This is a genomic window from Rubellimicrobium mesophilum DSM 19309, assembly GCF_000600335.2.
GTDB classification, from domain to species: domain Bacteria; phylum Pseudomonadota; class Alphaproteobacteria; order Rhodobacterales; family Rhodobacteraceae; genus Rubellimicrobium; species Rubellimicrobium mesophilum.
The window spans coordinates 25308-43096 of sequence record NZ_KK088578.1 but is presented as its reverse complement, the minus strand read 5'-3'; the positions used below and the strand labels follow the sequence as shown (position 1 = coordinate 43096).

General features: G+C 69.1%; 18 protein-coding genes, 1 tRNA gene and 1 pseudogene. 11 read left to right on the top strand and 9 right to left on the bottom strand.

Annotated elements, in window-relative coordinates:
• The 7 genes from RUMESO_RS13365 to argF all read left to right on the top strand — a co-directional run.
• A partial coding sequence (locus RUMESO_RS13365; protein WP_245639275.1) for a DUF2927 domain-containing protein occupies positions 1–888 on the top strand: 888 nt, incomplete at its 5' end.
• Between the two features lie 115 nt (positions 889–1003).
• Positions 1004–2122 carry an SPFH domain-containing protein gene (locus RUMESO_RS13360; protein ID WP_037280970.1) on the top strand — a complete coding sequence of 373 codons (1119 nt, stop codon included), beginning with the start codon at positions 1004–1006 and terminating at the stop codon, positions 2120–2122.
• Positions 2123–2229: 107 nt separating this feature from the next.
• A complete protein-coding gene (locus RUMESO_RS13355) occupies positions 2230–3342 on the top strand; it encodes a TFIIB-type zinc ribbon-containing protein (RefSeq protein ID WP_037280968.1) in 1113 nt (370 codons plus the stop codon).
• A 37-nt stretch (positions 3343–3379) separates the two neighbouring features.
• Complete coding sequence (locus tag RUMESO_RS13350) at positions 3380–4300, top strand: carbohydrate kinase family protein (protein ID WP_037280966.1); 921 nt, start codon at positions 3380–3382, stop codon at positions 4298–4300.
• The gene (gene dtd, locus RUMESO_RS13345; RefSeq protein WP_037280964.1) at positions 4297–4734 is read left to right on the top strand and encodes a D-aminoacyl-tRNA deacylase; all 438 of its coding nucleotides are present in this window, start codon (positions 4297–4299) and stop codon (positions 4732–4734) included. Before RUMESO_RS13350 ends, dtd begins: the two co-directional genes overlap by 4 nt.
• 171 nt (positions 4735–4905) lie before the next feature.
• Positions 4906–6084, top strand: coding sequence for an aspartate aminotransferase family protein (locus RUMESO_RS13340; RefSeq protein ID WP_037280962.1), 1179 nt, complete (start codon positions 4906–4908; stop codon positions 6082–6084).
• A gap of 77 nt (positions 6085–6161) precedes the next feature.
• Positions 6162–7088: an ornithine carbamoyltransferase gene (gene argF / locus RUMESO_RS13335; RefSeq protein WP_037280961.1), complete on the top strand. Its 927-nt coding sequence runs from the start codon at positions 6162–6164 to the stop codon at positions 7086–7088.
• 27 nt (positions 7089–7115) lie between these two features.
• Here the strand turns inward: argF and RUMESO_RS13330 are convergent, their stop codons facing one another.
• The 4 genes from RUMESO_RS13330 to RUMESO_RS13315 form a co-directional block, all read right to left on the bottom strand.
• A complete protein-coding gene (locus RUMESO_RS13330) occupies positions 7116–7541 on the bottom strand; it encodes a periplasmic heavy metal sensor (protein ID WP_281177566.1) in 426 nt (141 codons plus the stop codon).
• Between the two features lie 92 nt (positions 7542–7633).
• Positions 7634–7987, bottom strand: coding sequence for a hypothetical protein (locus RUMESO_RS13325; RefSeq protein ID WP_037280997.1), 354 nt, complete (start codon positions 7985–7987; stop codon positions 7634–7636).
• Positions 7974–8564 (bottom strand): RNA polymerase sigma factor, encoded by a 591-nt coding sequence (locus tag RUMESO_RS13320; RefSeq protein ID WP_037280995.1) that lies wholly within the window; start codon positions 8562–8564, stop codon positions 7974–7976. The genes RUMESO_RS13325 and RUMESO_RS13320 overlap by 14 nt, the downstream gene beginning before the upstream one ends.
• Positions 8565–8681: 117 nt before the next feature.
• Entirely contained in the window at positions 8682–9296 is a 615-nt protein-coding gene (locus RUMESO_RS13315; protein WP_082484035.1) for an EF-hand domain-containing protein, read from the bottom strand.
• 446 nt (positions 9297–9742) lie between these two features.
• Between RUMESO_RS13315 and RUMESO_RS13310 the strand changes: the two genes are divergently transcribed.
• Positions 9743–10111, top strand: a complete 369-nt coding sequence (locus RUMESO_RS13310) for a DUF983 domain-containing protein (RefSeq protein WP_037280991.1) — start codon at positions 9743–9745, stop codon at positions 10109–10111.
• Here the strand turns inward: RUMESO_RS13310 and RUMESO_RS13305 are convergent.
• Positions 10037–11008, bottom strand: coding sequence for a fatty acid desaturase (locus RUMESO_RS13305; protein WP_082484031.1), 972 nt, complete (start codon positions 11006–11008; stop codon positions 10037–10039). The genes RUMESO_RS13310 and RUMESO_RS13305 overlap by 75 nt on opposite strands.
• A 118-nt stretch (positions 11009–11126) precedes the next feature.
• Between RUMESO_RS13305 and RUMESO_RS13300 the strand changes: the two genes are divergently transcribed.
• The 3 genes from RUMESO_RS13300 to RUMESO_RS13290 all read left to right on the top strand — a co-directional run bounded on the left by RUMESO_RS13300 (position 11127) and on the right by RUMESO_RS13290 (position 13824).
• Positions 11127–11984: a helix-turn-helix domain-containing protein gene (locus RUMESO_RS13300; RefSeq protein WP_037280957.1), complete on the top strand. Its 858-nt coding sequence runs from the start codon at positions 11127–11129 to the stop codon at positions 11982–11984.
• A 56-nt stretch (positions 11985–12040) separates the two neighbouring features.
• Positions 12041–12502, top strand: coding sequence for a tryptophan-rich sensory protein TspO (gene tspO, locus RUMESO_RS13295; protein WP_037280987.1), 462 nt, complete (start codon positions 12041–12043; stop codon positions 12500–12502).
• Between the two features lie 143 nt (positions 12503–12645).
• Positions 12646–13824, top strand: a complete 1179-nt coding sequence (locus tag RUMESO_RS13290) for a pre-peptidase C-terminal domain-containing protein (RefSeq protein WP_051521314.1) — start codon at positions 12646–12648, stop codon at positions 13822–13824.
• Between the two features lie 341 nt (positions 13825–14165).
• Here RUMESO_RS13290 and RUMESO_RS27860 read toward each other — a convergent pair whose 3' ends face one another.
• The 4 genes and pseudogenes from RUMESO_RS27860 to RUMESO_RS13270 form a co-directional block, all read right to left on the bottom strand.
• Positions 14166–14288 (bottom strand): hypothetical protein, encoded by a 123-nt coding sequence (locus tag RUMESO_RS27860; protein WP_281177565.1) that lies wholly within the window; start codon positions 14286–14288, stop codon positions 14166–14168.
• A gap of 717 nt (positions 14289–15005) precedes the next feature.
• Positions 15006–15079 (bottom strand) — tRNA-Gly (locus RUMESO_RS13280).
• A gap of 44 nt (positions 15080–15123) precedes the next feature.
• On the bottom strand, positions 15124–15798 hold the full coding sequence (locus RUMESO_RS13275; RefSeq protein ID WP_037280953.1) for an SOS response-associated peptidase: 675 nt from the start codon (positions 15796–15798) through the stop codon (positions 15124–15126).
• A gap of 241 nt (positions 15799–16039) precedes the next feature.
• Positions 16040–17610, bottom strand: a pseudogene (locus RUMESO_RS13270) (bifunctional metallophosphatase/5'-nucleotidase); the annotation flags it as partial.
• Positions 17611–17789: the final 179 nt, after the last annotated feature.

The following is a 17789-nucleotide window of genomic DNA, read 5'->3' as shown; positions in this document are numbered from 1 at the left end:
CCCGCGGTGCGGCCCGCGCCTCCGCCGCCCGCTCCCGTGACGGCTGCGCCGAAGACCGAGCCGGTCGCGCCGCCTCCGCCCTCGGAGGAGAGCCTGGCCCTCTCCGAGTATTACCGCCACCTGCAGGAGGATCTCCTGGCCCAGGGGCTCCTGCGCGGGGACGCAGGCGACGAGGACGCGCCCTTCACCGACACGATGCTGGCGCGCGACTTCATCCAGATCGCGCTCTACGACGAATACGCCCCCGGGGCCGACACCAGCACGCCCCAGGCGCAGCTCAGCCGGTTGCGCCGCTGGGACCAGCCCGTCCGCATGGAGATGGTCTTCGGCCCTTCGGTCGCCGCCGGGCAGGCGGCCAAGGACCGCGCCAGCGTCCAGGCCTACGCCGCGCGCCTCTCCCGCCTCACGGGCGTGCCGATCGAGCAGGTGAGCGGCAATGCCAACTTCCACGTGGCGGTCCTGAGCGAGGACGACCGCAGGGACTTCGCTCCCAAGCTGCGCGACATGGTGCCCGGAATCGCCGAGTCCTCGGTGCGCGCCTTCACGAATCTGCCGCGTTCCACGCTCTGCCTCGTTATCGCCTTCGGCTCGGGCGAGGGGTCGGGCTACACGCAGGCCGTCGCCCTCATCCGGGCCGAGCATCCCGACCTCCTGCGCACCGCCTGCATCCACGAGGAGCTGGCCCAGGGCATGGGCCTCGCCAACGACAGCCCGACCGCGCGCCCGTCGATCTTCAACGACGACGAGGAGTTCGGGCTGCTCACGCGCCACGACGAGCTCCTCCTCCAGATGCTCTACGACCCGCGCCTCAGGACCGGCATGACCATCGACGAGGCGACGCCGATCGTGCAGCGGATCGCGGCCGAGCTGGTGGGCGGCCCGGTCTGAGGGCCCGCAAGGTCAGGAAAGCCCGACGTAGCGAAACGGCCCTGTCATCGCTATATCTGGACGCGCCCGGCCCGGGGCGTCGCCCCGGCCGCCACCCACTCAGGAGCTGCCCGCCATGGCCTTCTTCGACTTCCTGTCCGGCCAGTTCATCGACGTCATCGCCTGGACGGACGACACCCGCGACACCATGGTCTGGCGCTTCGAGCGCTACGGCCACGAGATCAAGTACGGCGCCAAGCTCACCGTCCGCGAGGGGCAGGCCGCCGTCTTCGTCCACGAGGGACAGCTCGCCGACGTGTTCGGGCCGGGGCTCTACGAGCTTCAGACCAACAACATGCCGATCATGACCACGCTCCAGAGCTGGCCCTACGGCTTCAAGTCGCCCTTCAAGTCCGAGATCTACTTCGTCAACACGACCCGCTTCAACGACCAGAAGTGGGGCACGAAGAACCCGATCATGTGCCGCGACCCCGAATTCGGCCCCGTGCGCCTGCGCGCCTTCGGGACCTACTCGATGCGCGTCACCGACCCCGGCACCTTCATCAAGGAAATCGTGGGCACCGACGGGGAGTTCACGACCGACGAGGTGAACACCCAGATCCGCAACGTCGTCGTGCAGGAGGTCAGCAAGGTCCTCGCCGGGTCCAAGATCCCGGTGCTCGACATGGCGGCCAACACCGGCGACCTCGGCAAGATCGTGGCCGACGCGATCATGCCCACGATCACGGCCTATGGCCTCTCGATCCCCGAATTCTACATCGAGAACGTCTCGCTGCCCGAGGAGGTCGAGAAGGTCCTCGACAAGCGCACCTCGATGGGGATCGTGGGAGACCTGCACAAATACCAGCAGTTCTCGACCGCCGAGGCGATGACGACCGCCGCCGCCAACCCGAGCGGCGGGATGGGCGCAGGCCTCGGCATGGGGATGGGCATCGGCATGGCCGGGGCCGCCGGTCCCTGGGGCGCCCGTCCGGCCGAGCCGGCGCCGGCCGCCTCCGCCCCGCCCCCGCCGCCTCCCCCTCCGGCCGAGACGCAATGGCACCTCGCCGACAACGGGCAGACGAAGGGTCCGTTCGGCAGCGGCGACCTGTCCCGCATGGCGCGGGAGGGCACGCTCACGCGCGACTCGCTCGTCTGGACCGCCGGCCAGGACGGCTGGAAGAAGGCCGGGGAGGTGGGCGCCCTCGCCTCCGTCTTTGCCCAGGTTCCCCCGCCCCCGCCGCCCGCCGGCTGACCCCGACGCCGGAGCCACGGGAACGGTTCCACACAGAGGGCGGGTGTTGCCACCCGCCCGGCCCCTTCGCATAACCTTCGCCTAGACCGCGCCTCCAGGGGACCTTCATGCCCGACCACCGCTTCCCCTGCGAGAACTGCGGGGCCCAGCTCGTCTTTGCCCCCGGCCAGACCTCTCTGACCTGCCCCTATTGCGGCCACGTCCAGCAGATTCCCGAAGGCGCGGAGGAGGAGCAGGAGGAGGCGCTCCAGGAGATCGACTACTCCGAGACCATCGCGGGGATGCAGCGGACCGCCGAGAAGGAGGAGACGCGGGTCTTCAAGTGCCCCAACTGCGGGGCCGAGACCTCCTTCCCCGAGGGAACGCAGGCCACCGTCTGCCCCTTCTGCGCCACGCCCCTCGTCGCGCAGGCCGGGATCAGCCGCCACATCAAGCCTGCTGCCCTCATCCCCTTCCAGATCGACGAGCGGACGGCGCACAAGGCGATGTTCGACTGGCTGGGGTCGCTCTGGTTCGCGCCGAACGGTCTCAAGGAATACGCCCGGCAAGGGCGTAGGCTCGACGGCATCTACGTCCCTTACTGGACCTTCGACGCCGACACCGCGACGGACTACCGGGGGCGGCGAGGGGACGACTACTACGTTACCAAGACGCGGACGGTGAACGGCCGGACCGAGACCTATCAGGAGCGGCACACGCGCTGGCGCAACGTCAGCGGCCACGTCGCGCGCTTCTTCAACGACGTTCTGGTGATGGCGTCGAACAGCCTTCCCCGCACGCACACCGACGCGCTCGAGCCCTGGGACCTTGGCGCGCTCGCGCCCTACCGGCCGGATTACCTCTCCGGCTTCGCGGCCGAGGCCTACCAGGTGGAGCTGGAAGAGGGATTCACCCTCGCCCGCACCAAGATGGACCAGGTGATCGAGGGCGACATCCGCCGCGACATCGGCGGCGACCATCAGCAGATCATCTCGAAGCAGACGGTCGTCAGCGAAGTGACCTTCAAGCATGTCCTGCTGCCCGTCTGGATGGCCGCCTACAGGTTCCAGGACCGGAGCTTCCGCTTCGTGGTCAATGGCCAGACCGGCAAGGTCCAGGGCGAGCGTCCCTGGTCCAAGTGGAAGATCTTTTTTGCCGTGCTCGCAGGGCTCATTCTCGCCGGCGGGGCCGCCTATGTCTACCAATGGGCGGTGGCGAACGGTTACATCCGGACTCAATGACGCTACTAGGGCAGCGAACCGACCAAGAGGCCCCGGAATGATTCTATCCTGCGGCGAAGCGCTGATCGACATGCTGCCCCGCACTACCCCGGCGGGCGAGTCCGCCTTCGCGCCCTATGCGGGCGGCGCCGTGTTCAACACCGCCATCGCGATCGGGCGCCTGGGCGCGCCGTCGGGGTTCTTCTCGGGCCTCTCGTCGGATCTCTTCGGCGACCTGCTGCGACAGGTGCTTCGGGAATCCAAGGTGGACACCTCCCCGGCCCATGTCTCGCCCCGCCCGACGACGCTGGCGTTCGTCCGACTGACGGACGGTCATGCGACCTACACCTTCTACGACGAGAACACCGCCGGCCGGATGCTCTCGCCCGACGACCTTCCCGTCCTCGGCGAGGCCACGCAGGCGCTCTTCTTCGGTGGCATCTCCCTGGTGGGCGAACCGGCCGCCACGGCCTACGAGGCGCTCCAGGCGCGTGAGGCGCCGCGTCGCGTCACCATGGTGGACCCGAACATCCGTCCGAGCTTCATCACGGACGAGGAAGGCTACCGCGCCCGCATCGAGCGAATGCTGCGCCGCGCCGACATCGTGAAGCTCTCGGACGAGGACCTGCACTGGCTCGTGGGGGCGGGCGACAGCCACGACCAGGCACGCAAGATCCTCGACCTGGGACCAAGCCTCGTCTGCGTCACCGAGGGCGCCCGGGGCGCCGTCGGCCATACACGGGTCGGATACGTCCAGGTTCCCGCCCCCCGGGTGACCGTGGCTGACACCGTCGGCGCGGGCGACACCTTCAACGCGGGAGTCCTCGCCGCGCTCTGGAAAGCCGGGCTCCTGACCAAGGCCGCGATCCGTTCCCTCGACGAGGAGGCGCTGCGCGACGCGCTGTCCCTTGGCGTCCGCGCCGCCGCCATCACCGTGAGCCGTCCCGGTGCCAACCCGCCCTGGGCGCACGAGTTGTGAGGGCCCTGGTCCAGCGCGTCTCCGAGGCCGCCGTGCGCGTGGACGGCGAGACGCTCGGGGAGATCGGGCCGGGGATGTTGGTCCTCGTCTGCGCCATGCAGGGCGACGACGACACGAGGCCCCGCATCCTGGCCGAGAAGCTGTCCAAGCTCCGCGTCTTCAAGGACGATGCGGGCAAGATGAACCTGTCGCTCAAGGACACCGGCGGCAGCGCCCTGGTCGTGAGCCAGTTCACGCTCGCCGCCGACACCTCGCGCGGGAACCGGCCGGGCTTCTCCTATGCCGCACCACCGGCCGAGGGCGAACGCCTCTACGAGATGTTCGCGAAGGAGGTCGAGGCGCTCGGCATCCCTGTCGCCCGGGGCCGGTTCGGCGCCGACATGAAGGTCTCGCTCGTCAACGACGGCCCGGTGACGATCTGGGTCGAAGTTTAGGCTTGCGTGCCCTCGGGTCAGCCTCTATGGCCGCTGCATGAGCCAGAGCCTCGCTGTCCGACGTCGACGCTGACCTTCCGGCCCCTCTCGGGGCCTGCTCCCGCTCGTCCTCCCGTTGACACCGTTCCGGCCCTCCTGCATCGAAGGGCCTTCCATTTCCGGGGCCAGTCCATGATTTCTGCCGTCCTGCCCACCTACAACCGCGCGCCCCTCTCCTTCGAGCGCGGCGAAGGCGCCTGGCTTTATGCCGAGGACGGCCGCCGATACCTCGACCTCGGCGCCGGGATCGCCGTCAACGCCCTCGGCCACGCGAACCCGGCCCTGACGGAGGCGCTGACGGCGCAGGCCGGGAAGGTCTGGCACCTGTCGAACCTCTATCGCATCCCGGAGCAGGAGCGGCTGGCCGAGATGCTTGTGGACAGGACCTTCGCCGACACCGTGTTCTTCACCAACTCGGGCACCGAGGCCGCCGAGCTCGCCGTCAAGATGGCCCGGCGCTACTGGTACGACCACGGCCGCCCCGACCGCACCCGCATCCTGACCTTCGAGGGGGCATTCCACGGCCGATCCTCCGCCGCCATCGCCGCCGCCGGGTCCGAGAAGATGACCAAGGGCTTCGGCCCCCTCCTTCCGGGGTTCACGCAGCTCGCATGGGGCGACCAGGAAGCGCTGGAAAAGGTCATCCGCGAGCCTGACGTCGGCGCGGTGATGATCGAGCCCATCCAGGGCGAGGGCGGCATCCGCACCCTCCCTGATGCCTGCCTCAAGGAACTCCGGGCGCTCTGCGACGAGACTGGCGCACTCCTGATCCTCGACGAGGTGCAGTGCGGGATAGGCCGGACGGGCAGGCTCTTCGCCCATGAATGGGCGGGTGTGACCCCGGACATCATGATGGTCGCCAAGGGCATCGGCGGTGGCTTCCCGCTGGGCGCGGTCCTCGCCACCGAGAAGGTGGGCAGCGTGATGACCGTGGGCACCCATGGCTCGACCTACGGAGGCAACCCGCTGGGTTGTGCCGTGGGCGCCGCCGTCATGGGGATCGTGTCGGACGAGGGCTTCCTTGCCGAGGTGCGCCGGAAGGCCGGCCTGTTCCGGCAGGGGCTCGAAGGGCTCGTGGCCTCTCGTCCCGACGTGTTCGAGGGCGTGCGCGGCACGGGCCTGATGCTGGGCCTCAAGACCAAGGTCGCCCCCGCCGACTTCGTCAAGGCGGGTTATGACGCCGGCATCCTGACCGTTCCCGCCGCCGACAACGTCGTCCGTCTCCTGCCGCCGCTCAACATCCCCGACGAGGACATCGCCGAGGCCCTCCGACGACTCGACCAGGCCGCGAGCAGCCTGAAGGCCGCCTAACCTCTTTCCTTGGCTCCCAATATCCTCCGGGGGTCCGGGGGTGGAAAACCCCCGGGGCCTTCCGCAAGAGAGACGCGATGAAGCACTTCCTCGACATCGACAAGACCGCCCCGACCGAGCTCCGGTCCATGATCGACCATGCCCAGAGCATGAAGTCCGCCCGCAATGGCCGCCCCAAGGGCAGCCCCGACGACGAGCAGCCGCTCAAGGGCCGCATGGTCGCGCTGATCTTCGAAAAGCCCTCGACTCGCACCCGCGTCAGCTTCGACGTGGGCGTGCGGCAGATGGGCGGGCAGACCATGGTCCTCTCCGGCGCCGACATGCAGCTCGGCCACGGCGAGACGATCGCCGACACCGCGCGGGTCCTGAGCCGCTACGTCGACCTCATCATGATCCGCACCTTCGAGGAGGCCACGCTCCTCGAGATGGCGGAATACGCTACCGTCCCGGTCATCAACGGCCTGACGAACCGGACCCATCCCTGCCAGATCATGGCCGACCTCATGACCTACGAGGAGCACCGGGGCCCCATCGCCGGGCGCAAGGTCGTCTGGTCCGGCGATGGCAACAACGTCTTCGCCTCCTGGGCGCAGGCGGCGGGGCAGCTCGGCTTCGACATCACCTTCACCGGCCCGCCGACGCTGGACCCCGACCCCGCGCACCTCGACTTCGCGCGGTCCAAGGGATCGCGCGTGCAGGTCAAGCGCGATCCCTTCGAGGCCGTGAAGGGCGCGGACCTGATCGTGACCGACACCTGGGTCTCGATGCACGATCCGCAGAGCGCCAAGGAGCGGCGGCACAACCAGCTCCGCCCCTACCAAGTGAACGAGCACCTAATGGCCGCCGCCAAGCCGGACGCGCTGTTCATGCACTGCCTTCCCGCGCATCGCGAGGACGAGGTGACGAGCGCGGTGATGGATGGTCCGCAGTCGGTGATCTGGGATGAGGCCGAGAACCGCCTCCATGCCCAGAAGGCCGTCATGCGCTGGTGCCTGGGCGTCTAGCGTGGAATCCGTCCGGGGCTCGACCGTTCAGTCGGGCCCTGGTCCGTGACCCAACTCGGCCTGCAGCCGATCGGCGAGGGCCGCGCGCTGCTCCGCCGTCATGGCGGCAAGGCGATCGAGCAGTGCGCCCTGAATCATGCGCTCCAACCCCTGAATCCTCTCGGCCTGGGCCGACAAGGCGGCCTCGGCGCGGATCCGATCGAAGGGCTCGGCCCTCAACGTCGCCAGAATCTCGCCAAAGGCAGCGGCACGCTGCGCCTTGGACAGCGGCTGGAGGTCCGGGTTGCCGCGGAGGCTCTGCAGGATCGCACGGCGGTCAGCGGCGTCCATCGCGCGCGCGAAGGGACCAAGCGCGAGCTCCACCGGGCGCGGACCACGGCCGCGGCCGTGGTCGCTCACGATGTCGCCGATCACCACCCCTGCCACGAGGAGGTTCAGCGCGAGCGATACCATCAGAAGCACCCGCATCCAGAGCGGCGCGCCAGCGGCGGGCGAGGCGCCCGGCTTCGCGGCATGGCCCGGGGCGGAGAGGTTTCGACGGCCATTCAGCCCTCCAGAAGGCTCAGGGGATCGACATCGACCCCGAGGTTCACGCTCACCTGCTCGCCCCAGACGGAAGCGGCGATGTCCGACAAGGCGGCCGGCTGCGCCACGCCGATCCAGAGCCCGGCCACCGTCGAGGCGACGAGGCCTCCCACCGCCGGCCAACCGCCCAGGGTCCGCAGCCAGTTCCGCCAGCCCGGCCCTGCCGACACTGGCCGGACAGGCCGTTCGCGCTCCGCCGCGACGGCCTCGGCATCCGCGAGGATGCGGGCCATCAGGTCGTCCCCGGGCTCGGGCCGCAGCGCCCTCGCTTCGGAGAAGAGGTTCTCGAGGTCGTCCCGTTCAGTCATCGCCATACCCCAGTTCCTCCTTTCGTCCCCTTAGCGTCGCAGCGAGCGCCCGTTTCCCACGCGCCGTCAGTGATTCCACCGCTTCGACCCCGATTTCCATGATCGCCGCGATCTCGGGGTTGGAGAGCCCCTCGAGGTGCCTCAGCGCCACGGCCTGGGCCTGCCGGTCGGGCAAGGCGGCCAAGGCATCCGAAAGAGCCCGCATCCTCGCCTCGCCCTGCATCCGGTCGGTGACCGACGGCGTAGGGTCGGGCGGCTCGGCCACGTCGTCGAGGCCCACCCCGCGTCGCCGACGCAAGCGGTCGGTGCAGAGGTTCGAAGTGACCCGGTAGAGCCAGGTCGCGACCCGCGCCTCGCCTTGCCGCCAGTCCGGCGCCACGTGCCAGAGCCGCAGCATGACCTCCTGAGTCACGTCCTCCGCCTCGGCCCGGTCCGACAGCATTCGCGTGGCCTGCCCCAGAACGCGCGGAGCCAGCGATACCGTCAACTCCCGCGCCGCCTCCCTGTCGCCGTTGGCATAGGCGAGCAGCAACGCCCCCTCGGCATCGAGGGGCGCGGGCGAGGCGAAGGGCGTCTCGTCCATCAAGGGCATCGCTCGTGCGGGGTGGCTCATCGGGTCCTGTCCGGATAGTGCCCCCGGCGGGCAAAGGGAACCCGCCGGGGAAGGGACCGGCCCCGCTCAGGCCCGGTCCCATCGCGGTCAGCCGCCGTGGCGGCCGTGCCCGCCCAGGAACCGGCCCAGGAATCCCCCGGGACCACCCCGCCCCATCTGTCCCGCATCCAGCTCCTCTTGCGTGATCCCGCCGTCGTTGTCGGCATCGAGCCGATCGAAGATGGGCGCGAGTTGGGGCGTGCGGGCGTCGATCTCCTCGGATTGGAGGAGGCCGTCGCCGTTGTCGTCGAACCGGGCAAGGCGCTCGGCGGCGCCGGCCGTCTGGATCTCCAGCCGGATCGCCTCCTGCAGAGCGACCAGCTCCTCGGCCGAGAGCCCGCCGTTGCCGTCCGCATCGGCGGCGGCGAAGCGGGCCGTCTTCCTGGCCTCGATCTCCTCCTGGGTGATGCGGCCATCGCCGTCGGTGTCGTAGATCGCGAGCGCGAGCGGCGCCATGTTGGGAACCTCGCCCATCGCATCCGGACCGCCCTCGCCGCGGCCTCCCCGCCGTCCGTCCCGCTCCATGTCGCTCCTCGGTCCCATGTCATCCATGGGATCCATGTCACCCCTTGGGCCCATGTCGCCCATGGGCCCCATCTCGCCGCCGGGGCTCATCCCGGGCATCCGGCCCATGCGGTCCATCATGTCGCGCATCTGCCCCATGAGGTCGCGTATCTCCTCGGCCGTGGGGGTTCGGAGCCCTCCCCAGGCACGGGCGTCACGGCCTCGGCCTGGGCTGGCGGCGCGGTGTCGGCCTGGGGGCGGTCGCGGTCTGCGCAAACGCCGCTGCGCCCGTCGCGCCGGCCAGGAGACCGGCCATCAGGATTGTTCGTCTCATCGTTGGGCTCCTCTTCCATCGCTCCGTCGGGCCCGTTCGAGCCGGACATGCCCCTTGAACGGGACAGCCGCCGGTTTCCGTCGCACACCGTCGCGGGGCGCAGCGACATGGCGCCGCAAGGTGCGTACCGGGCCTTTTCAAAGCTGCCGTCAGGGTCCAGATCAGCCCGGCACCTCCCCCAACGACGAGGTCCGTCATGGACGACCACGCCCGCGCGGCCCAACCTTCTCCCGGCTTCATCGCCCCGGCGGCCGTCACGGTCCTCGAGACCATGGACGAGCGCCCGGTCTGGCCGGCCGTGCGTCGCGGGTTCCTCCGCCGCTGCCCGAACTGCGGCGAGGGTCGCTTGTTCGAGGGATACCTGAAGGTCACCGACAGTTGCCCCGCCTGCGGCGAGGTGCTCTCGCATCATCGCGCCGACGATGGACCGGCCTACCTCACGATCCTCATCGTGGGGCATATCGTGGCGGTCCTGATGCACTTCGTCTGGGTGACCTTCCGGCCCGAGCCGCTGGTCTTCGCCACGTTCCTGACGGTGGTCGCGGTGGGGATGTCGCTCTGGCTGCTACCGCGCTTCAAGGGCGCCATCGTGGGTTACCAGTGGGCCCACCGGATGCACGGCTTCGGCGACGGGCCCTGAGGTCTCGCGGCGGAGGATCGGGTGTGGCACCGGGTCCTTCGGGCGGAACAGGTAACGCGCGAAGACCTCCGCATAGGAGCGGTAGCGGTAGCCGTCGTTCACCCCAAGGTAGCGCTCCGGGTTGGCTCCGTAGAGCTTCGGAAGCCGGTACCACGGCACGCGCGGGTGCATGTGGTGCACGACATGGAGGTTGTTATTGAGGAACAGCAGCGCAAGCGGCCCCCGATCCTCGATCACCACCGTACGGCCGCGCACCTTATCGTGGGCCTGGTGCTCCAGAAAGGTCCGTATCTTCAGCAGCGACAGCCCGAGATAGGCGCCCGCGAGGTAGGCCCAGACCGGCATCGGCGAGACGGCCACCACGGCGAGCACGAGCGCCATGGCCGGAAGGTGCCGAAGCCACCCCTCGGCCACACGCCGGTCCCCCGCTCGTGCCGCGCGGAAGTCCGATCCGACCCAGAACACCTGTCCCACGACCGGCCCGATGAGGAGCCGCCCGGCCAGCGTGTTGTTCAGCCGAAGCACCGCCTTCAGCCAGAGAGGCAGCGCGGCCCAGTCGTGCTCGGCGAGGTAGTTGGACTCCGGGTCGTCGTAGGGGTCCGTCAGGTTCGAATCCCGGTGATGCGCGAGGTGGCTGTCGCGGAACCGGTCATAAGGGACGACCAGCGCCAAGGCAGGGAACACCAGAAGGGCGTTCAGCCGGGAGTCACGGAACGGGTGCCCGTGGATCGCCTCGTGGCAGAGCGAGGAATGCTGAGCGATGAACCACGCCGCCGCTGGCACGGCGAGCCAGAGCGACACCGTCGCTAGCCAGAACACCGCCAGCGCCCAGCCCGCGTAGCAGGCCAGCACCAGCACCAGGGTCGGCCACTCAGGCTCCCGGAGCAGTCTTGTCATGTCGTCCCTTTGCGCCGCCGGTCCCGGGCGGTCATGCGAGCATCATGCGCCTGCGGGCTTGACGCGACCATTCCACATCTGCGCAACTTCGATCCAACTTCGTTGCGTCTGGTAAGCGATGTTTCCGAAACTCGACAAGCGTTCCCGCTCCGCCCTCTTCCGCGACCGTCTGCAGGCCGCGATGACGCAGCGCGGCACCACCCAGGCTGCGCTCGCCCGCGACATCGGCGTGGACCGATCGACGGTTTCGCAACTCCTCGACCGCGAGGGCGCGCGGCTCCCCAACGCCCAGGTCGCCGCCGAATGCGCCTCCGTGCTCGGCATCTCGGCCGATTGGCTTCTCGGTCTCTCCGACCGGCAGGAGCCTGCCGCGCAGCTTGTCGCCGGCGCCCTCACGATGACCGAAGCCCCCCGCGCGCTCGTGGACGACCAGATATTCGCTTGGCACCGCGAGGCCGCCGGCTACAAGATCCGCCATGTGCCCGCGACGCTGCCGGACATGCTCAAGACCCCGGAAATCCTCCACTGGGAATACGAGCCCGCTCTCGGCCGCACCGTCGAGCAGTCCATCGGCGCGAGCCGGGACCGACTCGACTGGATGCGGGGCGCCCAGTCCGACCACGAGATCGCGCTGCCGCTCCACGAACTCGCCAGCTTCTCGCGGGCGCAGGGCTACTACGAGGGGGTCCCCGCTCCCCTGCGCCGCGCCCAGATCGCGCGCATGACCGAGCTGCACGCGCAGCTCTATCCGACGCTCCGGGTCCACCTCTACGACGCCCGCCGCATCTACTCGGCGCCGATCACCGTCTTCGGGCCGCTCCTGGCGGTGCTCTACCTCGGCCGCAACTACCTGGCCTTTCGCGACACCGAGCGGGTGCAGGCCATGACCCGCCATTTCGACACCCTTGTCCGCGAGGCGGCCGTGCCCTCGCGCGACTTTCCCGAACACCTTGAGCTTCTGGCTCGCGATATCTGAACTTGTCGGGCCCTCGCATGGCAGGCAAGCTCTCCGGGTCTCTCCTAGAGGTCGCGATGCTCCTGTTCCTGATCTTCCTCCTGGCCTGCGGCTGCGCGGCCATGACCGGCTGGCTGTTCCCGACGGGGGAATGGTACAAGGGCCTGCACAAGCCCGACTGGACGCCGCCCAACTGGGTGTTTCCGGTGGCCTGGAGCACGTTGTATCTCCTCATCGCCTTCGCCGGCGCTCGCGTGGCGGCCATCGGAGGCCCGGGCGCCACTACGGCGCTCGCCTTCTGGGCCCTCCAGATCGCGGCCAACGCGCTCTGGACGCCCACGGTCTTCGGCACCTACCGACTGCGCCTGGGCCTCGGGGTCATCGTCCTCCTCTGGATCGCCGTTCTCGGAGCGATGATCGCGCATTGGCGCGTCTCGACGCTCGCGGGGGTCGCGCTTCTTCCTTACCTCGGCTGGGTCACGCTCGCCGCTGCGCTGAACGCGGAACTCATCCGCCTCAACCCGAACGAGCGACGCTGAACGCAACGACGCCGTCGCCAACCGTCGCCCTGGGTCCCGTTATCCGATAGCGACGGCCCGCTTACGCCCTGCAGGCCCACGCTTTTCCATCTCGCGGCGACCCTACCTAGCTGGGGCTCACACCACCGGCCACAGGGACCATCATGCCGCTCACCTTCAGCTTCGACGCCAGCACCCTCACTTCCGCGGGCTACCTCGACCGCGCCGACCTCACCACCGGGTCCTATCCCGGGCTGGACTACCCGACCTACTTCTCGGGCGTCGCGCCCAGCCAGTCGATCGCGACTTCGGGCGGCGTGGATGTCTTCGCCATGACCCTCGTCGCCGGTGGGACCTACAAGTTCGACATCGACAGCGGCGTCATCGATCTCGAGCTCGACATCATCGACCAGACGGGCCTGCGCGTAGGAGGCAGCGACAACTACGGCACCAGCATCGACCCGTTCCTGAGCCTCACGGCCAGTCGGACCGGCACCTACTTCGTCGCGGTGCACCACGCGGCCAACGACTACGTGGACGGTTCGTTCCGGTTCGAGGGAACGCCCGGCCCCACGGGCGCCTACAGCTTTGCGGTCTCCACCCCGACCCTGCCGACCTACAACTATACCCTGACGAATCTGAGCGATTCCAAGAGCTACTCGGACAATTCTCAGACCGTGCGGGCACTGGGCGGCAACGACTCTGTCTGGCTCAACGGCGGGAACGACATCGGCCTTGGCGGAGACGGGGCCGACACGGTCTATGGCGGGATCGGATCGGACGAGCTCTCCGGCGCGGCCGGCCAGGACCGGCTAGATGGGGATGCGGGCGACGATGTCCTGCGCGGTGGTGCCGACTCGGATCGGCTCGACGGCGGCTCCGACCGGGACAGCCTTCAGGGTGGCTCGGGCAACGATGTGCTCTCCGGCGGGTCGGGCAACGACATCCTTTGGGGCGAGAGCGGAGGCGACACCCTGTATGGAGGCGACGGCAACGACGTCCTGCGCGGCGGTGACGGGCTCGACGTGATGTATGGTGGCGCAGGCGTGGACACCTTCCACTTCCTCCCCGGCGAGGCACCGGCCAACGACTACGCCACCGAGGATCGAATCGAGGACTTCCAGATCGGCGACGTGATCGACCTGAGCGACCTCGCCTGGGGGGTGCTCTCTTGGCGAGGGACCCTGGGGTTCACCGCCGCCAACCAGGTGCGGATCGTGGAGCTTTCGAGTGGCTACACGGACGTGCGCGTGAACCTCGACGCCGACTCCACGGCCGAGTTGGAGGTCCTTGTGAAGCCCGTCGGCGGCTTCCACCTGATCCAGGACGACTTCATCCTCTGATCTCGGAGGAACGGGCCGAGCAGGGCCCGATGGGACGGCGTTCGGTTCGAGGCGTGCTCCGTGCGCAGGGCGCGCCTTCGATCCGGGGGCCACTCGGACTCGCGGGGCAGTGCGTGTGGCCGGACGGAGTGGAGCCGGCCTCACCTGGCAGCTCGGGGAGAGTGACGAGGCCCGATTGGCTCAGCCGCCACGCTCGCCCGGGTCGCGGCGCAGGGGAAAGTGCGCTCTGGCAAGAGCGCACGGCGCCGAGCTCTCGGGCCAAGGACATCACCCGTTTGTGCGGCCAACTCTTCTGCCTGAGATCCAACAGGCCTTGAACGCCCTGCAAGACCCAGGCCGTCTCAGGAAGCCAAGAGGAGGACCAGCACGATCGCTGTCACGAGGAGCGCACAGGCCGCCACGCCGCGCCAGAAGGCGACCGAGCCACCGCCTCCGCTGAACCGCTCGCCGATCTCGTTGCCCAAGCCGTTGGCGAGCCCTTCGCCCAGTGCCCGACCCAGCCCCTCGCCCAGGCCGGGACCTGTCGTTTCCTGCCAAGCCTCCAGGGGCGCGTCGTATGAGGTCGGCTCACCTCCGAACCCTTGCGGCTCCCCGACCGAGAACCACGAGCCGCTGCGGCCATCGGACCGCCCCGATCCCGCCCAGGAGTGCCCTCCGTTCCCGCCTCGCGTCCAGCCGGCTCCCGACCCGGACCCGACGCGGGACGAGGAGGCGCCGTGATTCTTCGAGGTCCCCTTGGACCCGGACTTTGAGCCGCTTTTCAACATGACACTCTCTTCCCTTGGTCGGACCATGTGCACGGCAACGCCGCGAGCGTGTCGCCGCTTGGTGCCCATCGGTTATGCGGCGTGAGCGCCCGGCTCGCCATGCCGGTATTCCCGCCCCCGGCTCCTTTCCATCGACGCCCGACGGGGGGTCTGGTCGATGGGAACTCAGGCCGATCGTGAGGCAACCTTGAAGACTCGTCGGCAGCGGGAGGCCGACAGGCTGCTACGCGACGCCGCCTCGGAAGCTGCCCCCTCATGCGGGCGCCCCTGCTCCGTGGCATGGCTTGGCTTTCCGGCCTCTGGAACGTGTCAGAATGACTTGGCCGCTGCAGAACACGTCGGCCCAGCGCCTAGACGACCAAAGGGACTGCAGCGCGTCGGATCCGCTATGGCTTGGCGTCACCGTCGTAGGACTGGAGCGGCTAGTGGGAATCGAACCCACCCCATCAGCTTGGAAGGCTGAGGCGCTACCACTACACCATAGCCGCGCGCCCGCCGATATAGGCTGATGGGCGGGCGCGGCGCAACCCCATCAGGCCGGGTTGAGCGGAACCGGGACGATCAGCCCGTCGCCCTTGGCCTTGCTCGAGTTGATCTCGGTGCCGACTCGCACCATCGTCAGCTCCCCGTCCGGCACCGGCTCCATGAGCCGCGCCGCCCCCTTGCCCTCCTCGCCGAGCCAGAGCGCCCAGTCCTCGGGCTCCAGGATCACCGGGAGGCGGTCGTGGACCTGGGACATCTGCGCGTTGGCCGGACAGGTCAGGATGGCACATGTGCTCACCCGCTCCTCGCCGTGTCCCCAATCCTGCCAGAGCGCGGCGAAGACCATGGGCGCCCGGTCCGCGCGGGTCACATACCAGGGAAGAGGCTTCTTCGGGTCGCTCCGGTCCCATTCGTAGAAGCCCGATGCGGGCACGAGGCACCGCCTCTCGCGGATGGCGGTGCGGAAGGCGGGCTTCTCGGCCACCGTTTCGCTCCGCGCGTTGATGAGCAGCGGCCCGTCGTTGGGGGCCTTGTACCAGGGCGGGATCAGGCCCCAGCGCATCGGGCGGTAGAGGCGGCGCCCCTCCTCCGACGTGCAGACGGCGATCCGCTGCGTCGGGCAGACGTTGTAGTTCGGCACCTCCGGCAGGTCGTTGGCCGGCTGCGCGAGAAAGAGCTGCGCCATGGCGTCATGGGGCAGCGTGATGGCCATGCGTCCGCACATGGGGCAAAGGTGGCGCCCGAAGGCGCCACCGGCAAGGGGCCTGTTCCTACTGCACCGGTTCCGCCTCGGCGGGCGCGGCCTCGCCCGAGGCATCGGCATCGCCGGTCGTAGCGTCGTCCTCCGCCGGAGCTGCCTCGGTCGTGGTTCCCTCGGCAGGCGCCGCGTCCCCGGTGGAGGCCGCGTCTCCGCCCTCGGCAGGAGCGGCCTCTTCGGCCGGCGTCGGAGGCAACGTGCCTACCACTGTGATCCGTCCATCCACGAAGGGCTCGTAGGGCTGATGTGCGGCGAGGTATTCCGCCGTCACGTCGGCCAGGTCGGGGCCGAAGTCGTAGGCGTTCTCCGCATCGATGAACATCTCGTAGCCGTCGCCGCCGGTGCGGACGTAGTTGTTCGTGACGAGGCCATAAGTTGCTGCCGGGTCGATGGGCGCCCAGGCGTCGCCGCCGACCAGCACCTGCACGTCGGACACGCGGCTGCCGGCGGGCTTGGAGAGGTCGATGGTGTACTTGAGCCCCGCGACCTGGGCGAAGCGGCCCGCCTGCTCCTCGATCTGGCTCGCGCCGTTCTCCAGCGCGTCGATGACGGTCTGGCCGTCGGTCTGGAAGGTCGAAAGCGTGTTCTGGAACGGCAGGACCGTCAGCACCTCGCCCATCGTGACCGGCCCGGCGTCGATGGAGGCGCGAAGGCCGCCGCCGTTCGCGATGGCGATGGTGATGCCCTGGTCCTTGACGCGGTCGAGCATCGCCTCGGCCACGAGGTTCCCCATCTCGCATTCGACGGCGCGGCAGGTCTCGCGCTGGCCGTCGACGTCGTCCGACGTCTCTGCGACGACCTCGTTCCGCAGTTCGTTGAGCGGCGAGGCCAGCTCCGCGACCCGCGCCTTAACGTCCGGGTCCTCGGCGACCGAGGCGTCGAGGAGGATCGGGTCGCCCGAGGCCGAGGTCACGTTGCCGTCGTCGTCGAAGGTGACGTGGAGCTCGCCGAGATACTTGCCGTAGCTCCGCGCCGTCACGATGGGCACGTTGTTGACCATGGTCGGATAGGGCCCGGCGGCCCCTTCCTCGGTGTTGCTGAGGAGCGTGTGCGAGTGCCCGCCCACGATCACGTCCACGCCCGTCAGCTCCTGCGCGAGGCGCTGGTCCTCGACGTAGCCCACATGGCTCACGAGGATGATCTTGTTCACCCCCTGCCCGGTCAGGTCGTCGATCTCCTGCTGTGCGGCGTCGTAGGGGACGAAGTTCACGTTCGGCCCGGGCGAGGCGATCTCGGGCGTCTCGGTCGTCGTCAGGCCGACGATCCCGATCTTCTCGCCCCCGACCTCGACCACGGCGGACTTGGCGAACTTGCCGGCCAGGAGCGGCTCCTGGCTCGCATCCACGTTCGCCGAGACGACCGGGATGCCGGCGGCGCTCAGCGCATCGAGGAAGGGGGCCAGCGCGGTGGGGCCGTCGTCGAACTCGTGGTTGCCGAGCGTCGTGGCGTCGTAGCCGGCCTTCGGCATGAACTCGGCCGCCGTGGCCCCTTGTATTGCGTGTAGAAGAGCGAGCCCTGGAAGTGGTCCCCAGCGCTCAGGAAGATGGCGTTCCCATCCCTCTCGCGCGCCTCGTTCACGGCGGTGACGAGTCGGGCGATGCCGCCGAAGCATTCGTTGGCGGCGGCCTCCTCCTCCGAGCAGGTGGAGTCGAAGGCGTTGATCGGCTCCCACCGGTCATGGAAGTCGTTGGTGTGCAGGATCGTCAGGTCGAAGTCGGCGAAGGCCGTCGAGGCGCAGAGCGCGATTCCCGTCGAGGACAGGAGGAGGCGAACGGTCATGGAAGTCTCCCTGTTGTTTTGAGCGGGAATCTGGAGCGGATGACGGGGCTGTCAAAGATGACCTTACACGAGAAAGGTTAACGAACGATGAAGCGATCCCGCCGCGCTTGACCGGCCTGCCCGGCCGGCGCATCACACCCCGCATGGCCTACTACAAGATCCTGCGCGCCCCCGAATGG